Annotated in this window: 22 protein-coding genes; 11 read left to right on the top strand and 11 right to left on the bottom strand. The window is 70.7% G+C overall.

The features are described 5' to 3' along the window. Positions 1-96: 96 nt before the first annotated feature. Both ACWEV3_RS16815 and ACWEV3_RS16810 read left to right on the top strand, forming a co-directional pair. On the top strand, positions 97-342 hold the full coding sequence (locus tag ACWEV3_RS16815; protein ID WP_452614736.1) for a hypothetical protein: 246 nt from the start codon (positions 97-99) through the stop codon (positions 340-342). Between the two features lie 311 nt (positions 343-653). After that, the gene (locus ACWEV3_RS16810) at positions 654-899 is read left to right on the top strand and encodes a hypothetical protein (RefSeq protein ID WP_452614735.1); all 246 of its coding nucleotides are present in this window, start codon (positions 654-656) and stop codon (positions 897-899) included. 64 nt (positions 900-963) lie between these two features. Here ACWEV3_RS16810 and ACWEV3_RS16805 read toward each other — a convergent pair whose 3' ends face one another. After that, positions 964-1740: an isoprenyl transferase gene (locus ACWEV3_RS16805; protein WP_132483056.1), complete on the bottom strand. Its 777-nt coding sequence runs from the start codon at positions 1738-1740 to the stop codon at positions 964-966. 176 nt (positions 1741-1916) lie between these two features. Between ACWEV3_RS16805 and trhA the strand changes: the two genes are divergently transcribed. Continuing rightward, the gene (gene trhA / locus ACWEV3_RS16800) at positions 1917-2594 is read left to right on the top strand and encodes a PAQR family membrane homeostasis protein TrhA (RefSeq protein ID WP_452614734.1); all 678 of its coding nucleotides are present in this window, start codon (positions 1917-1919) and stop codon (positions 2592-2594) included. A gap of 60 nt (positions 2595-2654) precedes the next feature. Here the strand turns inward: trhA and ACWEV3_RS16795 are convergent, their stop codons facing one another. Both ACWEV3_RS16795 and ACWEV3_RS16790 read right to left on the bottom strand, forming a co-directional pair. After that, complete coding sequence (locus ACWEV3_RS16795; protein ID WP_452614733.1) at positions 2655-3248, bottom strand: hypothetical protein; 594 nt, start codon at positions 3246-3248, stop codon at positions 2655-2657. Positions 3249-3494: 246 nt separating this feature from the next. Beyond that, complete coding sequence (locus tag ACWEV3_RS16790) at positions 3495-5519, bottom strand: thioredoxin domain-containing protein (protein ID WP_452614732.1); 2025 nt, start codon at positions 5517-5519, stop codon at positions 3495-3497. 451 nt (positions 5520-5970) lie between these two features. Between ACWEV3_RS16790 and xylB the strand changes: the two genes are divergently transcribed. Beyond that, on the top strand, positions 5971-7356 hold the full coding sequence (xylB, locus tag ACWEV3_RS16785; RefSeq protein WP_452614731.1) for a xylulokinase: 1386 nt from the start codon (positions 5971-5973) through the stop codon (positions 7354-7356). A gap of 265 nt (positions 7357-7621) precedes the next feature. After that, complete coding sequence (gene eccCb, locus ACWEV3_RS16780) at positions 7622-10189, top strand: type VII secretion protein EccCb (RefSeq protein ID WP_452614730.1); 2568 nt, start codon at positions 7622-7624, stop codon at positions 10187-10189. A gap of 59 nt (positions 10190-10248) precedes the next feature. Here the strand turns inward: eccCb and ACWEV3_RS16775 are convergent, their stop codons facing one another. Both ACWEV3_RS16775 and mca read right to left on the bottom strand, forming a co-directional pair. Continuing rightward, positions 10249-10563 (bottom strand): hypothetical protein, encoded by a 315-nt coding sequence (locus ACWEV3_RS16775; RefSeq protein ID WP_093266082.1) that lies wholly within the window; start codon positions 10561-10563, stop codon positions 10249-10251. Then, positions 10560-11441, bottom strand: a complete 882-nt coding sequence (gene mca / locus ACWEV3_RS16770) for a mycothiol conjugate amidase Mca (protein WP_452614729.1) — start codon at positions 11439-11441, stop codon at positions 10560-10562. Before mca ends, ACWEV3_RS16775 begins: the two co-directional genes overlap by 4 nt. A gap of 200 nt (positions 11442-11641) precedes the next feature. Here mca and ACWEV3_RS16765 point away from each other — a divergent pair, with 200 nt between their 5' ends. Together ACWEV3_RS16765 and greA are read left to right on the top strand one after the other, a co-directional pair. After that, positions 11642-12079 (top strand): DUF4307 domain-containing protein, encoded by a 438-nt coding sequence (locus ACWEV3_RS16765; RefSeq protein ID WP_452614728.1) that lies wholly within the window; start codon positions 11642-11644, stop codon positions 12077-12079. 194 nt (positions 12080-12273) lie between these two features. Then, positions 12274-12762: a transcription elongation factor GreA gene (greA, locus tag ACWEV3_RS16760; RefSeq protein WP_207954845.1), complete on the top strand. Its 489-nt coding sequence runs from the start codon at positions 12274-12276 to the stop codon at positions 12760-12762. 159 nt (positions 12763-12921) lie between these two features. Here greA and ACWEV3_RS16755 read toward each other — a convergent pair whose 3' ends face one another. Then, on the bottom strand, positions 12922-13422 hold the full coding sequence (locus ACWEV3_RS16755) for an Lrp/AsnC family transcriptional regulator (protein ID WP_358575165.1): 501 nt from the start codon (positions 13420-13422) through the stop codon (positions 12922-12924). Between the two features lie 216 nt (positions 13423-13638). Here ACWEV3_RS16755 and hppD point away from each other — a divergent pair, with 216 nt between their 5' ends. After that, positions 13639-14784 carry a 4-hydroxyphenylpyruvate dioxygenase gene (hppD, locus tag ACWEV3_RS16750; protein ID WP_452614837.1) on the top strand — a complete coding sequence of 382 codons (1146 nt, stop codon included), beginning with the start codon at positions 13639-13641 and terminating at the stop codon, positions 14782-14784. A gap of 155 nt (positions 14785-14939) precedes the next feature. Here hppD and ilvA read toward each other — a convergent pair whose 3' ends face one another. Continuing rightward, entirely contained in the window at positions 14940-16151 is a 1212-nt protein-coding gene (gene ilvA / locus ACWEV3_RS16745) for a threonine ammonia-lyase (protein WP_452614727.1), read from the bottom strand. A 236-nt stretch (positions 16152-16387) separates the two neighbouring features. Between ilvA and ACWEV3_RS16740 the strand changes: the two genes are divergently transcribed. Continuing rightward, entirely contained in the window at positions 16388-16627 is a 240-nt protein-coding gene (locus ACWEV3_RS16740; RefSeq protein WP_358575170.1) for a hypothetical protein, read from the top strand. A gap of 55 nt (positions 16628-16682) precedes the next feature. On the opposite strand, the gene ACWEV3_RS16735 is transcribed toward ACWEV3_RS16740, so the two are convergent. From ACWEV3_RS16735 to ACWEV3_RS16725, 3 genes are all read right to left on the bottom strand, one after another. Then, positions 16683-17822, bottom strand: coding sequence for a cystathionine gamma-synthase (locus ACWEV3_RS16735; protein ID WP_358575171.1), 1140 nt, complete (start codon positions 17820-17822; stop codon positions 16683-16685). A 103-nt stretch (positions 17823-17925) separates the two neighbouring features. Continuing rightward, entirely contained in the window at positions 17926-18981 is a 1056-nt protein-coding gene (locus tag ACWEV3_RS16730) for a hypothetical protein (RefSeq protein WP_452614726.1), read from the bottom strand. A 102-nt stretch (positions 18982-19083) separates the two neighbouring features. Next, a complete protein-coding gene (locus ACWEV3_RS16725) occupies positions 19084-20451 on the bottom strand; it encodes a cystathionine beta-synthase (RefSeq protein WP_358575174.1) in 1368 nt (455 codons plus the stop codon). Between the two features lie 247 nt (positions 20452-20698). Between ACWEV3_RS16725 and ACWEV3_RS16720 the strand changes: the two genes are divergently transcribed. Together ACWEV3_RS16720 and ACWEV3_RS16715 are read left to right on the top strand one after the other, a co-directional pair. Then, complete coding sequence (locus tag ACWEV3_RS16720; protein WP_452614725.1) at positions 20699-21625, top strand: SGNH/GDSL hydrolase family protein; 927 nt, start codon at positions 20699-20701, stop codon at positions 21623-21625. A gap of 162 nt (positions 21626-21787) precedes the next feature. Next, positions 21788-23008 carry an acetyl-CoA C-acetyltransferase gene (locus ACWEV3_RS16715; protein ID WP_397526128.1) on the top strand — a complete coding sequence of 407 codons (1221 nt, stop codon included), beginning with the start codon at positions 21788-21790 and terminating at the stop codon, positions 23006-23008. A gap of 388 nt (positions 23009-23396) precedes the next feature. Here ACWEV3_RS16715 and ACWEV3_RS16710 read toward each other — a convergent pair whose 3' ends face one another. Continuing rightward, entirely contained in the window at positions 23397-24191 is a 795-nt protein-coding gene (locus ACWEV3_RS16710) for a Bax inhibitor-1/YccA family protein (protein WP_452614724.1), read from the bottom strand. Positions 24192-24555: the final 364 nt, after the last annotated feature.

Genomic DNA, 24555 nt, shown 5'->3' with positions numbered 1-24555 from the left:
ATCTTTCACGCCGAGCGCATCACCCCGGCTGAACATTGGGGTGCGCAGCCGGGAATTCGATCGCGCTCTTCATCCCATCCAACAAGGAGTTCCCAAGTGCTCAAGAAGGCAGCGATCGTCGCCGGTGCCGCCGCGGGCCTGCTGGCCCTGGCCCCCGTCGCCTACGCCGACAGCGCGGACAACGACGGCATCAACATCCTGAACGACAACAACCTGAGCGTCCTGCCGGTTCAGGCCTGCGGCAACAACGTCGCTGTCCTCGGCGCCGTGGTGCCGATCCTGTCGCCGCAGCTGAACAACTGCGTCAACGCGCCGATCGTCGACCACCCCAAGGGCTACTGAACCCAGCGGGCGGATCACCTGGATCTGGTACGCGGAATTAGGTGACGAAAAGGGCGCCGGGCCTGCCCCGGCGCTCCTTTTTGCGTTCCGGAAAACGGGCCATAAGTCCGCTCGCCGCCGGAATTCCGGGCCGCGACGAGCGGAAACGAGATTGGCGTTCACACAATAGTGTTACTGAGTTTGGGAATCCGGCCCGCGCCGGGTTAGCTTCTCTGCCGGAACGCGCCAGACTCGATGGCCACCTCGCGGGCTTTCCGAAGTCCCCGGTGTGAACTCCGAATACCGCGGTAATCAAAGGAGAGTGAACCCTAGTGCTGAAGAAGGCTGCGATCGTCGCCGGTGCCGCCGCCGGCCTGCTGGCCCTCGCCCCCGTCGCCTACGCCGACAGCGCGGACAACGACGGCATCAACGTCCTGAACGACAACAACGTCAGCGTCCTGCCGATCCAGGCCTGCGGCAACAACGTCGCCGTGGCCGGCGCCGTCGTGCCGATCCTGTCGCCGCAGCTGAACAACTGCGTCAACGCGCCGATCGTCGACCACCCCAAGGGCCACTGACCCAGGGCGAATCGCGTCGGGAGGGCCAGGTCCTGCGGGACCTGGCCCTCCCGCCGTCCCGGGGTCAGCGGCCCAAGCGGCGGTGCCGGACCGCGTAGTCGCGGAGCGCGCGGGTGAAGTCGACGCGGCGGAAGGCGGGCCAGTACGCCTCCGTGAACCAGAACTCGGAGTGCGCGGACTGCCACAGCATGAAGCCCGACAGCCGCTGCTCCCCCGACGTGCGGATCAGCAGGTCGGGGTCGGGTTGTCCGGACGTGTAGAGGTGCTCGGCGATGTGGTCGACGGTGAGCACCTCGGCGAGCTCTTCGATCGTGGTGCCCGCTTCGGCGTGCTGCTGCAGCAGCTTGCGCACGGCGTCGGCGATCTCCCGGCGCCCGCCGTAGCCGACCGCCACGTTGACCTGCATGCCCGTGCGGCCCTTGGTCCGCAGGGCCGCCGCGGACAGCCGGGCGGCGGTCTCGGTGGGCAGCACGTCGAGGGCGCCGACGATCCGCACCCGCCACGGCGTGGCCGGGTCGGTGAGCTCGTCCACCACCCCGGCGATGATCTCCATCAGCGCGTTCAGCTCTTCGGACGTGCGGTTGAGGTTGTCGGTGGACAGCAGCCACAGCGTGACGACCTCGACCTCGGCTTCGTCGCACCAGCCGAGCAGTTCGGCGATCTTGCGGGCGCCGGCGCGGTGTCCGTGGGCGGCGTCCAGGCCGGCTTCCTTGGCCCATCTGCGGTTGCCGTCCAGGATGACGCCGACGTGCCTGGGGTGCTCCACCCCGTCGAGCTTGCGGCGCAGCCGCCGCTCGTAGACGTCGTAGATGAGTTCTTTCAACCGAACCTTGAGCGCCACGCCCGATGAGCCTACGCGGAAGCCGGCGGGCCGTGGCCCCCACCTCAGCTCAGCGTGCCGCGCAGGTCACGGACGGGATGTGCGATACCCCGCCTTCGAGTGCCGTTGGACACTTCCGATCACAGGGGCGGGTGCGAGGTCTCCGCACCGAACCTACGGTCCCGTAACCTCGACGTGTGACTAGCGCCCTCACCGCTCGCCGCCCGACGGCATTCGTCAAGCCGCGGATGCGCGGCTGGATCCACTTCTGGTCGCTGGTGGTGTCCGTCGCCGCCGGTGCCACGCTGATCGCCCTCGCCGCTTCGACCGTGTCGGCCGCCGCCGCGGTGGGCACTTCCATCTACGTCGCGACCGTGCTGGGGTTGTTCGGCGTCAGCGCCCTCTACCACCGCAAGACCTGGAAGACGATCGGCGCGCGCACCTGGATGCGGCGGCTCGACCACTCGATGATCTTCCTGTTCATCGCGGGCACCTACACCCCGTTCGCGATGGTGGCCATGCAGCCCACGACGGGCGCGGTGGTGCTCGCCGTCGTCTGGGGCGGGGCGCTGGGCGGCGTGATCTTGAAGCTCGCCTGGCCCAACGCGCCGCGCTGGGTCGGCGTGCCGGTCTACATCGCGCTCGGCTGGGTCGCCGTGTTCGTGTTCCCCGACCTGCTGCAGAACGCCGGGATGGCGGCGCTGGTGCTGCTGATCGCCGGCGGGCTGATGTACACGGCGGGCGCGATCTTCTACGCGACCCGGTGGCCCGACCCGTGGCCGAAGACCTTCGGCTACCACGAGTTCTTCCACTCGGCGGTGTCGCTGGCGGCGATCTGCCACCACATCGCGATCTGGCTCGCGCTCTACGCCTGACGCGCGTTCCACCAGGTCAGGGCCCGTGCTCACGTTGTGAGCACGGGCCCTTCCGCTTGCTCAGCCGCCCTCGGGGCCGCGGTTGCGCAGTTCGTCGACCTTGGACAGGGCCTCGCGCAATTCGCCCAGCCAGTCCTCGGTGTGCCTGCCGACCAGCCGCACCGCCCAGGCCAGCGCCTCGGACCGGGACCGCGCGACCCCGGCGTCCACCAGCGTGTCCAGCACCATGCGCTCGGGCTGGTGCAGCCTGGTCATCACCGGCACGGACAGCGTGGTGAACAGTTCCTCGGTGCCGCCGAGGCTGGCGCCCCAGGCGACCTTGCGCCCGTAGCGGTGCTCCGCCTGGCGGGCGATCTCGATCCGCTCTTCGCGGGTCTCCTCGCGGAACCGGGCGATCCGCCCGCTCTCCGCTGCGGCGCGCTCGGCGTCGTCGGCGAACTCGCCGTCCACCGGCGGCAGTTCGCCGACCACCAGGATCTCCTCGCGGTCGACGGTGACCGCCGGACCGCTGGCGAACCAGCCCTCGGGCAGCCGCCCGGTGAACCAGGCCGTGGCGTCGGCGGCGGTCGGCGGCTCGCTGCGCCGGCCACCGCCAGCCCACGGCGGCCCGCCCCTGCCTCGGCCGCGCGCCGTTCGTCCGAATCTCGAATGCATGACTCCCACCTCCTGATTACAGGATTACACGCTTACATCGCAGGTGGGTAGGGTTGCCGTTCGGCTCGCGGCGAAACCGGGGCACGCTCCGCTGGCGGGAGCGAACGGACCGCTCACCTCACCTATCGGAACGAACAGGCCGTTCACTCCAGACCAACAGCACGCCGTGGCTCCGGGTAAATGAAGCGAACGGACCACTCACCTCACCTATCGAGGTGAACGGTCCGTTCGCTTCCTGTCGTGAGCTCAGCGGGTGAGCGAATCGACGAGGTCCTCGGTCGTCGTCACCGGGCGGTCGCACACGTAGCCCCGGCACACGTACGCCGCCGCGGCTCCGCCGACCAGCGGCCGCTCCGCCAGCAGCGGCACCCGGGTCGCCTCCGGCTCCCCCGCCAGCGCCACGGCTCCGCCTGGGGCGTGCCGCCGCGCCGCGGCGATCAGCGCCGCGCGGTCGGCGTCGCCGGCTTCGCCGACCACCGCGACCTGCAGCGGGCCGTGTGCGCGGGCCTCGGCGACGCTGAGCCAGTGACCCGCGAAGCGGGGAGCGCGCTGCGCGAGGAGCCCGGCGCGGCCGAGCGCCTGCTCCGCCGCCGCGCGGTAGCGCCCGGCGGCGTCCGGGCCGGCGAGCGCGGCAGCGGCGAGCAGGGCCGAGGCGATCGCCGAGGCCCCGGAGGGGCTGGCGTTGTCGGTGGGATCGGAGGGACGCCGGACGAGGGACTCGGCGTCGGCCGCCGTGTCGTGGAACATGCCCGGGTGGTCGGCGTCGGCGAACTGCTGCAGGGCCGTGTCCAGCAGTCCGCACGCCGCATCGAGCCATCGCGGCTCGGCGGTCGCCTGGTGCAGCGCGAGGAGCCCGTCCGCGAAGCAGCCGTAGTCCTCCAGCACCCCCGCCGCCGTTCCGACCACTCCGTCGCGGGACGTGCGCCGCAACCTGCCGTCGACGAGGTGCCGCTCCAGCAGCAGATCCGCCGCCTGCGCCGCCGCCTCGACCCAGCTCGGCTCGTCGAGCACCGCAGCGGCCTCGGCGAGCGCCGTGATCGCCATGCCGTTCCAGGCGGTGACGACCTTGTCGTCCTTTCCCGGCTGCGGGCGCTGGTCGCGGGCTTCGCGGAGGCTGTCGCGCACCCGGCGCCAGCGGGCGTGGTCGTCCGGGTCCCGCTTGAGCTGCAGCGTCGATGCGCCGTTCTCGAAGGTGCCGGTCTCGGTCACCTCGAACAGCTCCGCCGCCCAGTCGCCGTCCACCGGCCCGAGCACCTCGCGCAGCTGGTCCGGCGTCCACACGTAGGTGAGCCCTTCGACGCCTTCGGTGTCGGCGTCCAGCGATGCCGCGAAGCCGCCTTCCGGCGTTCGCAGGTCGTGCAGCAGGAACTCGGCCGTCTCGCGGGCCACCCGCTCGCCGAGCGGGCTGCCGATCCTGGCGAGGTGCGCGTACACGCGGAGCAGCAAGGCGTTGTCGTACAACATCTTCTCGAAGTGCGGCACCACCCACGCGGCGTCGACGCTGTAGCGCGCGAAGCCGCCCGCCAGCTGGTCGTAGATGCCGCCGCGGGCCATCGCCGAGCAGGTCGCTTCGGCCAGTTCCAGCGCGGCGTTCTCGCCGTCCGGCACGCCGGCCCGTTCGTGGTGGCGCAGCAGGAACTCCAGCACCATCGACGGCGGGAACTTCGGCGCGCCGCCGAATCCGCCGTGGGCCGCGTCGAATTCCGCGTGCAGCCGGGAGACCGAACCGGCCAGCACCTCCTCGTCCAAAATGGACTCCGGCAGCGGGGCGCGCTGCGCGGCCAGCTGCTCCACCACCCGGGCGGCGGCCTTCCGGACCTCTTCGCCGCGGCCTTCCCAGGCCTGCGCCACGGCGTGCAGCAGCTGGCCGAACGAGGGCATGCCGCCCATGGGCGCCGTCGGGTAGTAGGTGCCGCAGTGGAAGGGCTCGCCTCCCGGGGTGAGGAAGCAGGTCATCGGCCAGCCGCCCTGCCCGGTCATCGCCTGGGTGGCCTCCATGTAGACCGCGTCGATGTCCGGCCGTTCCTCGCGGTCCACCTTGATGTTCACGAAGTGCTCGTTCATCACCCGCGCGATCTCCGGGTCCTCGAACGACTCGTGCGCCATCACGTGGCACCAGTGGCAGGCGGCGTAGCCGACGGACAGCAGCACCGGCACGTCCCGCCGCCGCGCCTCGGCGAACGCCTCGGGCGACCACGGCCACCAGTCGACCGGGTTGTCGGCGTGCTGGAGCAAGTAGGGGCTGGTCGCGTTCGCAAGCCGGTTCGCCATGCGCCCAGCCTCCCACTTCGCCGAACCGGGCGCACCCAGCCCCGCCCCTCCGGGCACCCGGCCGCGACCGCGCCGATTTCTCACAGAACGTGTTACAACCGACGGCATCTCTGCTAATACTTACGGCCACTCGCGGATCTTGAGGAGCGGCGGATGACGACCATGCGCCTCGACGCTGTGCGAACGCGCGACGAGACCGCGGTGGATGCCGTCGCGCGCCCGCAGGAGTAGCGATGGGAAGAGGGCGGCCGCCGGGCCGCGCCGTGCTCGATGACGTGTACGTCCTGTGCACCGCGACACCTCGTCGTCACCGACGACGCCACGCCCGAGCACGAACTCGCCACGATCCGCGCCTCCGGCACCGTGGTGCGGGCCCCGCCGTGACGGCAGAACCATCCGAGGAAACGATGCGAGCAAGTAATTCCACTGTGGACAAAATGGGAGCGGCGCGATGAACCTGGTCGCCGGAATCGACTCCTCCACGCAGTCCACCAAGGTCGTGGTCTGCGACGCCGACACCGGAACCGTGCTGCGGGAGGGCCGTGCGCCGCACCCGGACGGCACGGTCGCCGACCCGGAGGACTGGTGGCGGGCGCTGGCCGCGGCTTCCGACGGCCTCCTCGACGACGTGGCGGCCATCGGCATCGCCGCCCAGCAGCACGGCATGGTGGCGCTGGACGAGCAGGGCGTGCCGGTGCGGCCCGCGCTGCTGTGGAACGACAACCGCTCCGCGCAGGCCGCGATCGACCTGGCCGAGGAGCTCGGCGGGCCGCAGGCGTGCGCGGAGGCGATCGGCTCGGTGCCGGTCGCCAGCTTCACCGCCAGCAAGCTGCGGTGGCTGGCCGAGCACGAGCCGCACCTGGCCGACCGGGTGACCGACGTGCTGCTGCCGCACGACTGGCTGACCTGGCGGCTGACCGGCGAGTTCGTCACCGACCGCGGCGACGCGTCGGGCACCGGCTACTGGTCGCCCCGCGAAGGCCGGTACCGGGAGGACGTGCTGACCACCGCGTTCGGCGGCCGGACGCCCCGAACGCCACGGGTCCTCGGCCCGGCGGAAGCAGCCGGGCACACCCGGGACGGCAAGTTGGTGTCGGCCGGAACGGGCGACAACATGGGCGCCGCGCTGGGCCTGGACGTCCGGTCCGGCGACGTCGTGGTGTCGCTGGGCACGAGCGGCACGGTGTTCGCCCGGGCGGATCGGCCGAGCGCGGACCCGGGCGGCCAGATCGCCGGATTCGCCGACGCGACGGGCGCTTTCCTGCCGCTGGTGTGCACCCTCAACGCGGCCCGGGTGCTCACCGCGACGACGGCGATGCTCGGTGTCGAGATGGCCGAGTTCGACGAGCTGGCGCGCCGGGCCGAGCCCGGTGCGGGCGGGCTTGCGCTGCTGCCGTACCTGGACGGCGAGCGCACGCCGTTCCTGCCGGACGCCGCCGGAACCCTCACCGGGCTCCGGCGGGACAACATGACGCCGGAGAACCTCGCGCGGGCCGCGGTGGAGGGGATGCTGTGCGGGCTCGCGGCCGGCGTCGACGCGCTGCGCGCGGAGGGCGTCGAGGTGGGCAAGGTGCTGCTCATCGGCGGCGCGGCGCAGTCGCGGGCGGTGCAGGCGGCGGCGCCGCTGATCTTCGGCGTGCCGGTCACGGTGCCCGCACCGGCGGAGTACGTCGCCCGAGGCGCGGCCCGCCAGGCGGCATGGGCGCTGGCGGGAACGCCGAACCCGCCTGAGTGGCTGCTACCAGGGGCGACGGAACTGCACGTCACCGCCCCGGAAGCGGGAGCCCGCATCCGAGACCAGCACACCGGCGCATTCACCCAGGTCCACGACGCCTGACCGGGAATGCTCACGACGTCATGGCGAACCCGCTCGTCCGGCCGAGGGCGGCCACCCAGTCGGATACGGTGCCTTTGCGCAGGTGATCGATCAGGGGGAGTTTCCTTTGCAGCCAGGGCATCCGCCGTTCCAGCCGCCCCACCGCCCCATGCCGCCGCCGCACCCCGGCATGCCGCCCGGCCCTCCCGCCGGTCGGCCTCCCATGCCGCCTCCGCCGCCCGCTCCGCGACCGGTCGCGCCGCCTCCGAACGCCGAAGCGACGCAGGTGCTTCGCACCCAGGCGCAGCCGGAGGAGCCGATCAACCTGTTCGACCTCGTCGGATTCGGCGATCCGGCCCATGTCGAGCTCGACCGGGCCTGGCGGCCTCGCGGCTCCGAGGAGCGGTACCGGATCGCCATCGGCGTTGACGATCACGGCAGGCCGGTGCACCTCGACTTCAAGGAAACCGGCAGCGCCGTTGGCATTTTCGGTTCCGCGGGGTCCGGGAAGTCCGAGCTGTTGCGCACGATCCTGTACGGGCTGGCCGCGACGCACTCCTCCGCCGCGGTCAACTTCGCCTGCATCAGCCGCGAGCACAACGACCAGGTCTGGCGCTCGCTCCACCCGATCCCGCACACTGCGCTCGCCGAACCGATGCGCTCGAACGACCTCACCGGCCGGCGGTTCGACGAGGCGCTGACCGGCCTGCTCGCCTGGCAAGTCGAGCAGTTCAATCGGTGGGAGGTCAAGAACTTCGCTGATTACCAACGCCTCCAGCCGGAGGCCGATGCCGAGCCGGTGCCGATGCTGCTGGTCGCGATCGACGACCTGCCGGGCGTTCTCCGCGACCGGCCCGGGTTCGCCGCCACCATCGAGCAGCTGATCCGCCACGGGTACGCGGGGATCAAGCCGGTCTACACCGCGACCTCGGCGGAGCAGATCCCGCAGCTCGCGGGCGCAACCGCGACCCGCATCGTGCTGCGGACCAGCGAAGCGGACGCGGTCAAGCTCATCGGCCGCGCTCGCGAACTGCCCGATTCCCCGGGCCACGGGCACCTGGTACGCCCGCGCCAGGAACCGATCCGCTTCCGCGCCGCCTACACCGACCTGCCGCACGGGACGCCCCAGAGCGACTACTTCCAGACGATTCCCCAGATCTTCGCCGAGCGGGTCCGGGGGCAAGGCCCGCCGGCCCGGCAGCTCATCCTGCCGCCGCCGGGCGAACCACCGGCCGGAATCGACCTACCGCTGGAGGCCACCGAGGAACGGGGCTTCAACGCCAAGCCGGAGACCCCGCTGATCGTTCCGATCGGTGTGCTCGACAACCCCTTCCACCACCGGCACGAGCCGCTGCTGCTGGACTTCGCCGGCTCGGATGGCAACGTCGCGATCGTCGGTCGACCGCGCAGCGGGAAGTCGACCGCCGTGCGCACGACCCTGCTGACCTTGGCGCTCACCCACACCCCGGCCGAAGTCCGCTTCCACTGCCTGGACTTCGGCGGCGGCGGGCTGGCCTCGCTGCGCGACCTGCCGCACACCAGGGTGGTGACCGCCAGCCACGACTCGGACTTCGTGGCGCTTGCCGTCGAGGAACTCGAAACGCTGCTCGCCAAGCGGGAGAAGTCCTTCGCGCAGCACGGCATCGACTCGGCCGACGAGTTCCGCCGACGCCGCCGCGAAGATCCGCTCGGCGAGGCCGCGACCGACCACTTCCTCGTCGTCGACGGCTGGCCCGAAGTGCACCAGCACCCCGGCCTCGCCGATCGGATCCTGCGCCTCGCCCGGCGCGGCCTGTCCTACGCCATCCACGTGGTCGTCACCGCCAACCGCTGGGACGACCTGGCCCGCGAGCTGCGCGACCTCGCGGGCGGCCGCATCGAGCTGCGGCTGGCGGACCGGCGGGACTCGTTGATCTCCCCCGAGCACGCCGACTCCGTCCCGCCGGACAAGCCCGGCAGCGGACTCCACAGTGGACTCCGCTGCGCGATCAACGTCCCAGTGCTGGGCGATGACCTACCGGCCTACGCCGACGAGCCCCTTCCAGCGGACCTCGACGCGAAGACCCGCGAGCTCGTCCAGCTCATCAGCAAGTCCTGGCCCGGCGACCGACCTGCCCAACTGCGCCGCCCACCGGAGTTCGTCGGCTACGACGAACTCCCCGAGGCCGAGCCGGACGCCTTCCCCATCGGCATCGACGGCCACGGCAAGCCGGTCATCCTGACGCTGAACGGAGACCGCCACCGCCACGTGCTGATCGCGGGTGGACACGAAGCAGGCAAGAGCACCGTGATCCGCAACGTGCTGCGCGGGATCGCGGCGTACCCGGCGAAGGAAGCGATGGCGCTGGTGGTCGACTACCGGCGCGAGCACCACCACGCCCTGCTGCCCGACAGCCACACCTTGTCGTACGCCCGTGCGGCCGGCCAGGCCAGGAGCGACCTGACGGACTTCACCGCAGCTCTGCGCAAACGGCTTCCGGATGCGGGCGGCGAACCCAAGTCGTGGGTCGGGCCGAAGGCGTTCCTCGTGGTGGACGACTTCGACCTAGTGCGCCGCGAGGAGGGCTTGAACACGCTTTGCGGTCTGGACGAGTTGCTGCCGCACGCCGAGACGATCGGCCTCCACGTGGTCCTCGCCTACAACGCGGACCTCGAACGAAGCCGAGACCAGATCGTCTCAAGGCTCAGCCACGACGCGTACCGGTTGATCTTGAAGGACGCGCCCGGGATCACTTGGGGCGCCAGCGGCCTCGGCGAGCGCCCGCGGGACGCAGGTGAAGCACGCCTGGACCGGAGGATCGGAACCGGCACCAGCCTCCGGGTGGCCTGGCTCCCGCATCCGCTGGAAACCTGACCCGGAAAGCGAGCGGGGCCATCCGGCACTCCGGATGGCCCCGCTCCTGCTTCGCCTCGCTAGGAGGCTTCGCCCTTGCCCGGCTTCGCCTCGCCCTGCTCGGCTTCGGGTTCTTCCGCCGGCTCCGCTTCGGCTCGCTTCACCCTCGCCGGGGCCGCCGCCGCTGCCTTCTGCTCGTCGAAGACCACCGGCACCTTCTTCAGGTGCTTGGTCATCGAGCGGATCAGGAACACCACCGCGATGGCGAACACCACCAGCAGCACCAGCCCCACCGGGGAGGACTTGCCGAAGTCCTCGCCCTGGCCGCCCGGGTCCGGCGTCACGGGGACGGGAGTCTGCGCGAGCACATAGGTGACCGCTTCCGTGGCACTCATGCGCATACCTTCTCCTGCACACCGGAGAACAGGTCGTCCTCCGGCAACGTGGTGTCGACCAGCGAGCGCACCAGTTCGTAGTCCTCGGTCGGCCACAGCTCGCGCTGGATGTCGAGCGGGACCGCGAACCAGCGGCTGGTCGGGTCGATCTGGGTCGCGTGGGCGCGCAGCGCGTCGTCGCGCTGCTCGAAGTACTCCCCGCACTCGACCCGCGTGGTGACCCGCTCGTCCGGATCGGGGCGGGTCGAGTCCCACTTGGCCAGCCACTCGCCGTACGGGGACTCCATGCCCCTGGCCAGCAGCGCCTCGTGGAACAGCTGCATGCGCTTGCGGGAGAAGCCGTGCGAGTAGTACAGCTTCAGCGGCTGCCACGGCTCGCCCGCGTCCTGGTACAGGTCGGGGTCACCGGCCGCGTCGAACGCCGCCACCGAGATCTCGTGGCACCGGATGTGGTCCGGGTGCGGGTAGCCGCCGTTCTCGTCGTAGGTGATCACGACGTGCGGGCGGAACTCCCGCACCACCTTGACCAGCTCGCGGGTCGAGACCTCCATCGGCACGGTCGCGAAGACGCCGTCCGGCAGCGGGGGCAGCGGGTCGCCCTCCGGCAGCCCGGAGTCGACGAAGCCGAGCCACCGGTGCTGCACGCCGAGGATCTTGGCCGCCTCGGCCATCTCCGCGCGGCGGACCTCCGTCAGGTTCTCGACGACCTCCGGCCGGTCCATGGCCGGGTTGAGGATGCTGCCCGCTTCACCGCCGGTGCAGGTGACAACCATCACTTCGTGCCCATCGGCCACGTAACGCGCGGTCGTCGCGGCACCCTTGCTGGACTCGTCATCCGGGTGCGCGTGCACCGTCATCAGCCGCAGCTTGTCCGCCATCGCCGGGTAATCCCCTCCTGCTTTGCAAGCATCTCTCATGAACACGGCCCCGCTGACAGGCCGCGGGACACCCCAGGGATACTTAACGTGGATGTCGGGTCCCATTGTTCCCGGTGGGTCCGACTTGCTCGGCGCCAGCCCCCGCATCACCCGTCCGCGGGCGGTGGCGAAGCCCGAAGTCGAAAGGCCGTCCAGCCCCGGTGACGAACCAGCAGATCCCGCAGGACCGGTACGGATCGCGTGCTCGCACGCGCCCGCGCCCGGCCCTCCGCTGGGCGCTGATCTCGGTCGTGCTGGTCGCCCTGGTGGGCGTGGCGATCGTGGGCTATCGCAACCTCGGCAGCGCCCCGATCAAGGGCGAGCAGATCGCCTTCGAAGCGATCGACGACCACTCCGTGCGCATCGTGCTCGAAGTGCAGCGCGATGAGCCACAGCGGCCCGCCGACTGCGTGGTGCGCGCCCGCGCCAAATCCGGCGTGGAAGTCGGTCGCAAAGAAGTCCTGATCCAACCTGCGGACGGCACCACCAGGCAGGAGACTGTGCTGCGGACCTCCGCCCTGGCGGGCACTGGGGAGGTGTACGGCTGCACTTACAACGTTCCTGAATATTTGTCCACCCACCTACGGCCAACTGGGTGAACACCGGCGTACCACGCCGGGTGCAGGGAAAATCCCGCCCCGGGGTGTGTTGCTTCGTGCTATTGTCGACTTCAGCACGGTCCCGCGCGGGCCGTGTTTTTCCGTTACTTGGCCAATGGCCGAGAAATCAAAGGTGCGGAAATGCAATTCGCCCGTGGGCAAACGCGGGCCGCAGTCGACGAGGAGTGGTGACCGTGAGCGAGACCCAGGTGACCTGGCTGACCCAGGATGCTTACGACCGGCTCAAGGGAGAGCTGGACGAGCTCGTGGCCAACCGCCCGGCGATCGCCGCGAAGATCAACGAGGCCCGCGAGGAAGGCGACCTGCGGGAGAACGGCGGCTACCACGCGGCCCGCGAGGAGCAGGGGCAGATCGAGGCCCGCATCCGCCAGCTGCAGGAACTGCTGCGCACCGCCAAGGTCGGCGACGTGCCCACCGAGTCCGGCATCGCCCGGCCCGGCTCGGTGCTGACGGTCCGCTACGACGGCGAGGACGAGACCGAGAAGTTCCTGCTGGCCACCCGCGAGGAGGGCGCGCACGGCGAGCTGGAGGTCTACTCCCCGAACTCGCCGCTGGGCCGCGCGCTGCTGGACGCCAAGGAGGGCGAGACCCGGGAGTACGAGCTGCCCAACGGCGGCACCATGTCGGTGACCCTGGTCAAGGCCGAGCCCTTCGCCGGCTGAGCTCAAGGGTCCGCTCGGGTCGGCTTGCGTAGCGGCCCCCTGCGAGGGTGGGCTAAGCGGCTGCGCCGCTTTAATGAAAGAACGTGTTCAAGGATTGACACCGAGACCGCGGGCGTCCCCGTTCCAGGGGGCGCCCGCGGTTTTTTCGCCCGCCGGGCGTCAGGCCTCCGGCCGGTCGTCCTCTGCGGCTAGGCGCTCCAGCAGCGGGCGGACGCGCGGCGCGACCGGTGTGGACAGGGCGATCGATGTCGAGGTGCGCCGCACCCCGGCCACCCCGACGATCTCGTCGATGACCCGCTGCAGGTCGGCGTTGGAGCGCGCGACCATCCGCACGAACAAGTCCCCCTGCCCCGTCGTCGCGTGCACCTCGCACACCTCGTCGATCGCCCCCAGCTGATCCGCCACCAGGCCCCGGTGCCCCTGGGCGATCTCCAGCACCGCGAAGGCCGTCAGGCCGTAGCCCATCGCCGCCAGGTCGAGCTCCGGCGGGAAGCCGAGCAGGACGCCGCGCTGCACCAGCCGATCCATCCGCGCCTGCACGGTGCCTCGCGCCACGCCGAGCCGCCGCGAGCACTCCAGCACCCCGAGGCGGGGTTCGTCGGACAGCAACAGCAGCAGCCTGGCGTCCAACGCGTCCAGACCCTCGGCATTGGGAGCCATGTCACACCCCTTGTTCAGGTTGACCAATCCAGCCAGCGGTTCGGCTTGAATACTGAACAGGTTGCGCAGCGAAATCAACGAGTGTTGCTCAGGATGACCTGCCCAGCGCACGCTGAGCCTCGTCACCGCTTCGGCGAACAACGGGAGGACATCGTGACCGGCACCGTCAACCACGGCAGCCAGACCGAGCAGCTCGACGACGTCACGTTCGACCAGATGAAGCGCCTCGTCGGCCTCGTCGAACACGACGAGTCGAAGGACCCGTTCCCGGTCAAGGCACTCGACGCAGTGGTGTTCGTCGTCGGCAACGCCACCCAGAGCGCGCTGTTCTACCAGGTCGCGTTCGGCATGGAGCTGATCGCCTACTCCGGTCCCGAGCACGGCAACCGCGACCACAAGGCCTACGTGCTGAAGTCCGGGTCGGCCCGGTTCGTGCTGAAGGGCGCGGTGGACCCGGACAGCCCGCTCGCCGACCACCACCGCCGGCACGGCGACGGCGTGGTGGACCTGGCGATGGAGGTGCTCGACGTCGACAAGTGCGTGGAGCACGCCCGCGCCCAGGGCGCCACGGTGCTCGAAGAGCCGCACGACGTGTCCGACGAGCACGGCACGATCCGGACGGCGGCCATCGCCACCTACGGCGAGACGCGGCACACGCTGCTCGACCGCAGCCGCTACACCGGCCCCTACCTGCCCGGATACGTCGTTCAGCAGGGCAGCTACGTCAAGCCCGCCGACGCGCCCAAGCGGCTGTTCCAGGCCGTGGACCACTGCGTCGGCAACGTCGAGCTCGGCCAGATGGACAGCTGGGTCGAGTTCTACAACCGGGTCATGGGCTTCGTGAACATGGCCGAGTTCGTCGGCGACGACATCGCCACCGACTACTCGGCGCTGATGAGCAAGGTGGTGGCCAACGGCAACCACCGGGTCAAGTTCCCGCTCAACGAGCCGGCCGTCGGCAAGCGCAAGTCGCAGATCGACGAGTACCTGGAGTTCTACCGGGGCTCCGGCTGCCAGCACATCGCGCTGGCCACCGGCGACATCATCAAGACCGTCACCGCGATGCGGGCCGCCGGCGTGGAGTTCCTGAACACCCCGGACGCCTACTACGACGACCCGGAGCTGCGGGCGCGGATCGGCCAGGTGCGGGTGCCGATCGAGACGCTGAAGGAGCACGGCATCCTGGTCGACCGCGACGAGGACGGCTACCTGCTGCAGATCTTCACGAAGCCGATCGGCGACCGGCCGACGGTGTTCTACGAGCTGATCGAGCGGCACGGTTCGCTGGGCTTCGGGAAGGGCAACTTCAAGGCGCTCTTCGAAGCGATCGAGCGCGAGCAGGAACGCCGCGGCAACCTCTGACCTCCTGGAATTCCAGGATTCGATGTTTCCGCTGGTCACGGTCCTGTGGGTCTTTTGTGCCGCCATCGCGCCCCAGAAGACCCACGGCCTTCGGACCTGCCGGAACGCCGCTCCGGAGGCCGGCCCGGCCAACCCACCGCACCCATGGCCGGGCGTCAGCCTTCGGCGGCGACGGTGAAGCCCGCGGCCCCGAGCTCCTCGACCACGTAGTGGCGGTGCTCGGGGCCGCGGGTTTCCAGCGATATCTCCACGTCCACCTCGCCCAGCGCAAGGGCGCCGGAGATCCGCGAGTGCTCGATGTCGAGCACGTTCGCCGACAGCTCGCCCAGCTTCGCCAGCAGGCCCGCCAGCGAGCCGGGCCGATCCGGCAGCCGCACCCGCAGCGACAGGTAGCGGCCCGCCGAGCCCATGCCGTGCTGGATCAGCTGGAGCAGCAGCAGCGGGTCGATGTTGCCGCCGGAGAGCACCGCCACGGTCGGCGAGCGGACCTGCTCGGGGTGCTCCAGCAGCGCCGCGACCGAGGCGACCCCGGCGGGCTCGGCCACCAGCTTCGCCCGCTCCAGGCACAGCAGCAGGGCCCTGGACAGGGCCTCCTCGCTGACCGTCAGCACCCCGTCGACCAGCTCCGCGACGTGCGCGAACGTCACCGGGCCGGGCTCGCCGACCGCGATCCCGTCGGCCATCGTCTGGGTTTCGGCCAGCCGCACCGGTTTGCCCGCCGCCAGCGAAACCGGCCACGCCGCGGCCTGCTCGGCCTGCACCGCGAGCACCCTGACGTGCGGGTGCTCCGCCTTCACCGCCGCGGCGATGCCCGAGACCAGCCCGCCGCCCCCGGTGGGCACCACGATGCTGCGGACCTCCGGCAACTGCTCCAGGATCTCCAGCCCGACAGTGCCCTGACCGGCGACGATGTCGGGATGGTCGTAGGGGTGGATGAACTCCGCCCCGGTCTGCTGCGCGTGCTCCCGTGCCGCGGCGAGCGTCTCCTCCAGCACCGCGCCGTGCAGCCGGACGTCGGCGCCGTAGGACTTGGTGGCCGCGAGCTTCGGCAGCGGCACGCGCACCGGCATGAACACCGTGGCGTGGATGCCGAGCAACGTTGCCGCGAGCGCAACGCCCTGCGCGTGGTTCCCGGCGCTCGCCGCGACGACCCCGGCGGCCCGGCGCGCCTCGTCCAACGCCAGCAGCCGCACGTAGGCGCCGCGGAGCTTGAACGAGCCGGTGCGCTGGAGGTTTTCGCACTTCAGGAAGACTTCGCCGCCGCAGTGCTCGCCGAGCACCCGGGAGTGTTCCAGCGGCGTGCGCCGCGCGATCCCGGCGAGCTGCTCCCCGGCGTCGCGGATTCGGTCCAGATCGACCAGCCGCATGGGCCAATCGTGCCACCGCGAAACGCAAGCGACCCGGGTAACACGTTCGGTACCCTCGGAGAAGCGGCCGGTCACCCGCAACCGGACGGCACCGCGACGAAGGCTGGTGGGGGCGAGCTGTCGCGGCGGGGATTCGAACGATCAGCGATCATCGGCGTACACCGGCCAGGTGTCGCGAGGTCCGCTGCCCGACGTCGGTGCCGGGGCTGCACACGGGAGGAAGCATGGCGCGGCTGATGCCAACGAATGGCGCGTTCCCGCTGGTCACCGGATTCGTCACGGCCGCGGCCCTGTCCGGCGCGGCGGTGTTCGCGGTGCTCCAGTCCGGCTGCGACGAACCGGGCTCCTACCGATCGCGCGACGGCGTGGTGGAGCTGATCGGCGGCTGCCTGAAACCGGACGACCTCCCGGTCAACCCCCGCCAACCGGCCGACACCCGCCCGCTCGGCAGCGGCGACCCGGCCCTCGAACGCTGAGACCGGGGAGGCCGCGATTCCCGGTGGAATCGCGGCCTCCCCAGGTGGTTCGTCGTCAGCCGAGGGCCGTCAGGAGGTCCTCGACCAGGTCGTCGGCCTCTTCGATGCCGACCGACAGCCGCACCAGGTCGGACGGGACCTGCAGCATCGAGCCGGCCGTGCTCGCGTGCGTCATCCGGCCCGGGTGCTCGATCAGCGACTCCACGCCGCCCAGCGACTCGGCCAGGGTGAACAGCCGGGTCCGCGAGCAGACCTCCAGCGCCGCCTCCTCGCCGTCGGCGTGCAGGAAGGAGATCATCCCGCCGAAGTGGCGCATCTGCTTCGCCGCCACCTCGTGGCCGGGGTGTTCCGGCAGGCCCGGGTAGAGCACCTTCGAGACCTTCGGGTGGCCGGTCAGCGCGGCGACGATGCGCTCGGCGTTGGCGCTGTGCCGCTCCATCCGCACCGCGAGGGTCTTGATGCCGCGCAGCGTCAGGAACACGTCGAACGGCCCGGGCACCGCGCCCGCCCCGTTCTGCAGGAACGCGACCTGCTCGGCGAGCTCGTCGTCGGAGGTGATCACCGCGCCGCCGACCACGTCGGAGTGCCCGCCCAGGTACTTGGTGGTCGAGTGGACCACGACGTTCGCGCCGAGCTCCAGCGGCTGCTGCAGGTACGGCGAGGCGAAGGTGTTGTCCACGACCAGCTTCGTGCCCGCGTCGCGGGAAACCTGCGCCAGGGCGGCGATGTCGCCGATGTTGAGCAGCGGGTTGGTGGGCGTCTCGACCCAGATCACCTTGGTGTTCGGCCGGATCGCCGCCCGCACCGCGTCCACATCGGACACCGGGGCGGGCGTGTACTCGACGCCCCAGGCGGTGAGCACCTTGTCCACCAGCCGGAACGTGCCGCCGTAGGCGTCGTCCGGGATGACCAGGTGATCGCCCGGCTTGAGGGTGGCGCGCAGCACCGCGTCGGTGGCCGCCATGCCCGAGGCGAACGCGCGCCCGTGCCGGCCGCCCTCCAGCGCCGCCAGACATTCCTCCAGCGCGGTGCGGGTCGGATTGCCGGTGCGGGAGTACTCGTAGCCGCCGCGCATGCCGCCCACGCCGTCCTGCGCGTAGGTCGACGTGGCGTGGATCGGCACGATCACCGAACCGGTCGTCGGGTCTGCCTCCTGGCCCGCGTGAATCGCGCGGGTGGCGAAGCCGTCACTCATGTGGAGCAGCGTACGGCCCGGCGGCCGATCCGCCGACTCGGGTCCGCGATGCGAAACGGCCCCCGACCGGGCAGGTCGGGGGCCGCTTCCGTGGATCAGCTCGTCACCACTGCGGGGGCTGCGGCGGCTGCTGCCCGCCGGCGGGCGGGAAGCCACCGGGCTGCTGGCCCGGCTGGCCGAACTGCTGCGGCTGGCCCGGCTGGCCGAAGCCACCCGGCTGACCGGGCTGGCCGAAGCCACCGGCGGCGGCCGGAGCCGGCACGCCGGAACCGGCGGCGACGTACTGCCGGGTGCCCGGCAGGAACGCCAGCACACCGATCCCCGCGGCGATCAGGATGGCCACGATGGTGCCGACGATGGAGATGCCGCTGACGAAGCCGGTGAAGAGGGTCACCAGCTGGCAGATGGCGTACAGACCCGAAGCGGCCACGACCAGGATCGGGCCGATGTTCTTCTTGAGGATGACCATGATCCCGCCGGCCAGCAGCACGAGGCTGGCGATCAGGAACCCGATGTACAGCGTCATCATCAGGCCGTACGGCGGGAGGTTGATCTCGGGCATCTCGATGCCGAGGTCCTTGTACTGCTCGAGGTCAGCGGTGCTCTGCTCCAGCCAGGCGTACGTCGCGCCGAGGCCGAGCAAGCCGATCAGGTTGAAGATGGCGCCGATGCCACCGATGACCGTCGCGACCCAACCGGCGGTCAGGGCCAGGCCCTTGCTGCCCTGGCCCTGGGCCGCGGGCTGGCCGTAGCTGGCCTGCGGCGGCTGGGCGCCGAAGCCGCCCTGGGCCTGCGGGGCCGGGAAGCCACCGCTGGGCGTGCCCTGCGGCTGCGAGGGGAAGCCGCCCGGCTGGCTCTGGGTGCCGGGCTGCTGGTACATCGGCTGCGGGGGCTGCATCGACGGCGGCACCATCGCGGTCGCCTCGGCACTAGCGCCCTGGCCGGCGAGGCCCGGCTGCTGGTACATCGGCTGCGGCGGCTGCATCGACGGCGGCACGACCTGGGTCGAGTCGGACGGTGGCTGCTGGCCCTGCGGCTGGACAGGCCTCACGACCTGCGTCGCGTCGCTGCCGGCCTGGTTGGGGTCCTGCGGGTCCATCCGGTTCGAGATGGGGTCCGAACCCTGCTGACCGCCGTCCGGCGGCTGCGGAGAGCTCATCGGGTTGTCCTACTCCCTCGGGGCGTAATGCGAAGTCTGGGGCATGCGATCACACACGCTAGCTGATCGACCTGCAGCGTAGTGCCGTTCCGTAACAAGTCGTCATCGGCCGGCGATGAATCCAAGCACATCCTGCCGGGTCACCACGCCCGCGGGCTTGCCGTCGATCAACACCATGGCCCCGTCGGCACCGGCCAGCGCGGACATCGCCGCGCTGATCTCCTCGCCCGCGCCGATCGTCGGCAGTGGCGGCGACATGTGCAGTTCCACCCGGTCCGCGAGGTTCGCGCGGCCGGCGAACAGCGCGTCGAGCAGGTCCCGCTCGTTGACCGCGCCGACCACCTCAGCGGCCATGATCGGCGGCTCCGCGCTGACCACGGGCATCTGCGACACGCCGAACTCGCGGAGGATCGCGACGGCGTCGGCCACGGTTTCGCTCGGGTGCACGTGCACCAGGTCCGGGATGGTGCCGTCCTTGCGGCGCAGCACGTCGCCGACCGAACCGCCGCCGTGGTCCGGCGAGAGGAACCCGTAGGACGCCATCCAGGAGTCGTTGAAGACCTTGGTCAGGTAGCCGCGGCCGCCGTCGGGCAGCAGCACGACGATCACGTCGTCCGGGCCGGTCGTCTCGGCGAGCTCCAGCGCCGCCGCGACCGCCATCCCGCAGGAACCGCCGACCAGCAGCGCCTCCTCGCGGGCCAGCCGGCGGGTCATCTCGAACGAGTCGGCGTCGGAGACCGCGATGATCCGGTCGCAGACGTCCCGGTCGTAGGTGGTGGGCCAGAAGTCCTCACCGACGCCTTCGACCAGGTAGGGCCGCCCGTTGCCGCCGGAGTAGACCGAGCCCTCCGGGTCGGCGCCGATGACCTGCACGCGACCGTCGGAGACCTTCTTCAGGTACGAGCCGGTGCCGGAGATGGTGCCGCCGGTGCCGATGCCCGCCACGAAGTGCGTCACCTTGCCGCCGGTCTGCTCCCAGATCTCCGGGCCGGTGGAGTGCACGTGCGACTCCGGGTTGGCCGGGTTGGCGTACTGGTTCGGCTTCCAGGCGCCGTCGATCTCCCGGACCAGGCGGTCGGAGACGTTGTAGTAGGAGTCCGGGTGCTCCGGCGGCACCGCCGTCGGGCACACCACGACCTCCGCGCCGTAGGCCTTGAGGACGTTGCGCTTGTCCTCGCTGACCTTGTCCGGGCAGACGAACACGCAGCGGTAGCCCTTGCGCTGGGCGACCATCGCCAGGCCCACGCCGGTGTTGCCGGAGGTGGGCTCCACGATCGTGCCGCCGGGGCGCAGTTCGCCGGATGCCTCGGCGGCCTCGATCATGCGCAGCGCGATGCGGTCCTTCACGCTGCCGCCGGGGTTCAGGTACTCGACCTTGGCCAGCACCGGGGTCTGCCCGCTGGCCACCGCGTTAAGCCGCACCAGGGGTGTGTTGCCCACCAGTTCGGTGACGTGCTCGACGTAGTCCACGTCCGGTCCTCGATCCTTCGTAACTGCTGCTCGCCGGGTGTGTGACGTCGAGCCTAATCGCCTGGTCACCGGCTAACTCAAGGGACCTGGAACGCGACACACCGTCAGGGAACGATTTCGGTCCGCGCCGCGTCTTGCCAGTGACGGGGGAATTCGCCGCGCGGACCAGCGGCGGTGTGGGTGACCATTTCCCACCCCCCGTTGGCGCGGCCGTGACCCGGCCGCAGGACTGGTGAGGGAGGGCCGAATGATCGCGGCGAAGGCATTCCGGCTCGCACTGCTGGCGGCGGGCACCGCCGGCGGACTTTCCGGCGCGGCGTACGGGCTGCTCAACGGGCAGGCCGGGTACGCGCGGCGGGTGATCGGCCCACCGGCCAACGATCCCCTGCGCGCCGACGGCATCCACCTGCCCAACGGCATCGGACCGGTGCCGCGCAGTGACCTCTCCGACGGCTCCGAGCCGCTGGAGTTCGCCGTGCTCGGCGACTCCGCCGCGGCGGGGCTCGGCGTCGACTTCCAGGCGGATCTGCCCGGGGTGCGGCTGGCCCGCGGCCTGGCCGAGGAGCTCGACCGGCCGGTCGCGCTGACCACGCGCGCGATCGTCGGCACCACGTCGCAGGAGCTGGCCGCGCAGGTGGACGCCGCGCTGCTGCGCCCGCCGAGGCTGGTCCTGATCATCATTGGTGCCAACGACGTCACCTCGAAGCTGCCGGTGTCGGCCTGCGCGGAGCTGCTCGGCGACGCGGTGCGGCGGCTGGTCGACGCGGAGGTCGCGGTCGTCGTCGGCACCTGCCCGGACCTGGGCGCGATCCGGCCGATCCCGCAGCCGCTGCGTTCCATCGCGCGGCGCTGGAGCCTCGCGCTCGGCCGCGCGCAGCGGCGCGTGGTGGAGGCGGCCGGTGGGCGCGCGGTGCCGCTGGCGGACCTGCTGTCGCCGGAGTTCCTGGCGCGGCCGGGCGAGTTCTTCAGCCCGGACCGGTTCCACCCCTCGGCGGCGGGCTACGAGGCGGCGGCGGCGATCCTGCTGCCCGCGATGTGCTCGGCGATCGGCGAGTGGCGGGGCGGCCCGCTGCCGCCCGCCCCGACCAGGTCGAAGGCGGCCGAGGCACGCCGCCCGACCAGCCGGATCGTGGCGCGGCTCAACCGCAGGCTGCACCGGCGCGGAACCTCCTGAGCTCACCCGAAGCGACGTACTGACCGGTCGGTTTGGGTCTTGCCCGGTGACCGTCATCACCGCGAAGATGGTCGTACCGGATCTAAAGTGACCGCTTGGTACGGCCATGTCGCCCCGAGGCGGTCGCACCGCGTTTCCGCGGCCGCGAACAAAGGAGTTCCCATGCCCGAAGCAGTCATCGTCGCCACCGCGCGCTCCCCCATCGGCCGAGCAGGCAAGGGCTCGCTGAAGGACCTCCGGCCCGACGACCTCACCGCGCAGATCATCCGCGCCGCGCTGGACAAGGTGCCCGAGCTGAACCCGGCCGACATCGACGACCTGATGCTGGGCTGCGGCCTGCCCGGCGGCGAGCAGGGCTACAACATGGCGCGCGTGGTCGCCGTGCTGCTCGGCCAGGACCAGCTGCCCGGCACCACCGTCACCCGCTACTGCTCGTCGAGCCTGCAGACGACCCGGATGGCGCTGCACGCGATCAAGGCCGGCGAAGGCGACGTGTTCATCAGCGCCGGCGTCGAGATGGTGTCCCGGTTCGCCAAGGGCAACTCCGACTCGCTGGAGGACACCAAGAACCCGCTGTTCGCCGAGGCCCAGGCGCGCACCCAGCAGACCGCCGAGCAGGGCGCGGACTCCTGGACCGACCCGCGCACCCTCGACGTGATCCCGGACGTCTACATCCCGATGGGGCAGACGGCCGAGAACCTCGCCCGGCTCAAGGGCATCAGCCGCGACGAGATGGACGACTTCGGCGTCCGCTCGCAGAACCTGGCCGAGAAGGCGATCGCCAACGGCTTCTGGAGCCGCGAGATCACCCCGGTCACCACCCCCGACGGCAAGGTCGTCGACGCCGACGACGGGCCGCGGGCCGGCGTGACCAAGGAAGGCGTCTCCGGGCTCAAGCCGGTGTTCCGCCCGGACGGCCGGATCACCGCGGCCAACTGCTGCCCGCTCAACGACGGCGCTGCCGCGCTGGTGATCATGAGCGACACGAAGGCCAAGCAGCTCGGCCTGACCCCGCTGGCGCGGGTCGTGTCGACCGGCGTCTCCGGCCTGTCGCCGGAGATCATGGGCCTCGGCCCGGTGGAGGCGTCCAAGCAGGCGCTCAAGCGCGCCGGGCTGGGCATCGGCGACATCGACCTGGTGGAGATCAACGAGGCGTTCGCCGCCCAGGTGATCCCGTCCTACCAGGACCTGGGCATCCCGCTGGAGAAGCTGAACGTCAACGGCGGCGCGATCGCGGTGGGCCACCCGTTCGGCATGACGGGCGCCCGGATCACGACGACGCTGATCAACTCCCTCCAGTGGCACGACAAGCAGTTCGGCCTGGAGACGATGTGCGTCGGCGGCGGCCAAGGCATGGCCATGGTCCTCGAACGCCTCAGCTGATTCCTTTTCGGTTCCAGGCTCGTTTTCCGTAGCGGTGCGAGTAGCGGAACCTCAGAGGCCTTCTCGACTCCGGGATCCCCGGCACACGTATGACCAATACGTCGTGGCGGGGCTGTCCTCGCGAGAAGGCCTCTGAGAACCCGCGGCGGTGCGAGTTGCGTAGGTGGGCTAAGCGGCTGCGCCGCTTGCGACAGCTTCGGCGGGCCTCGCCTTGAGCCTTGCGGTAGCGGTTCACCTCGGGAAGCGGCTTCGCCGCTTGCCTGACGCCAGCCAGGCCTCCTGCCAGGTCACCGCCGGTCTGCATCGTCGAAGCAGGCACCCGGATACGAAACGGGGCACCACCGTCCGTTGGACGATGGTGCCCCGTTTCAGGTCAGGGATCTGGGGGTCAGTCGCTGCTTTGGAAGTAGGAGAGCAGGCGGAGGATCTCCAGGTAGAGCCACACGAGGGTGGTCATCAGGCCGAAGGCGATGTACCAGGCGAACTTGGCGTCCACGCCGCCCTTGATCGCCTGGTCCGCGGCGTCGAAGTCGAGCAGGAAGCTGAACGCCGCGATGCCGATGCACAGCAGGCTGAACGCGATCGCGAGGCCGCCGCCGTCGCGCAGGCCCAGTCCGCCCGGGGTGAAGAAGCTGGCGATCATGTTGACCAGCATGAGCACCGCGACACCGGCGACAGCGCCGATGATCCACTTGGTCAGCTTCGGGGTGACGCGGATGGCGCCCGTCTTGTAGACCACCAGCATGGCCGCGAAGACACCGACGGTGCCCGCGATGGCCTGGATGATGATCCCCGGGTTGCCGACCGCCAGGGCGATCACGTAGCTGATGCCGCCGAGGAACACGCCCTCGACCGCCGAGTAGGCGATGACCAGCGCCGGGCTGACCTTCTTCTTGAAGATGATGACCAGCGAGATCACCAGGCCGATGATCGCGGCCGGCAGGGCCAGCGCGACGGCCGGCGGACCGACCAGGTAGGTCAGGGTGCCGGTGATCACCGCCAGGCCGAGCGTGATCGCGGTCTTGGTGACCACGTCGTCGATGGTCATCGGTCGCGCGGTCTGCGGCGGCGCAGCCGGCACCTGGCCGTAGGGCGCAGCAGGCTGCCCCTGGCCGTAGTTGAAGTTCGCGTAACCGCCGGTCGTCGGCAGGTTGCGGAACGCTGGGTTGCTCGATGTGCGCAACTCATCCTCCTGGGGCGTGCTTGCGCCGTCACTCGGAACAACGATCGGGGGCGTTGACCGGTTCCCGTTTCGGTAAAACCGACTTTACCGTTCGATCTCGCCGCTCCCCATCGAGGCGGGGCACTACTGGGTATCGATTTCGCGAACAGTAACGATCGCATCGAGTCGCCAACCGATCACCGGCGCTGCGACCGGTAGGCACCGAACGAGGCCGGGACACCTGCGGTACGGCCCAATGGGTGACCGAACCGAACGGTACGTGCGCGACCTTCGGCGGGCAGTAACCGGAAAGGTACACCTAATGACCTCTTGTGGACACGCTCCGTGATCGGAATCATCGCGTGAGGCGACCCGTGCTCCTGGT

The sequence above is a fragment of the Saccharopolyspora sp. NPDC003752 genome, from assembly GCF_053605825.1.
The sequence above is the reverse complement of the archived record's forward strand: the minus strand, read 5'-3'. Positions and strand labels throughout refer to the sequence as shown.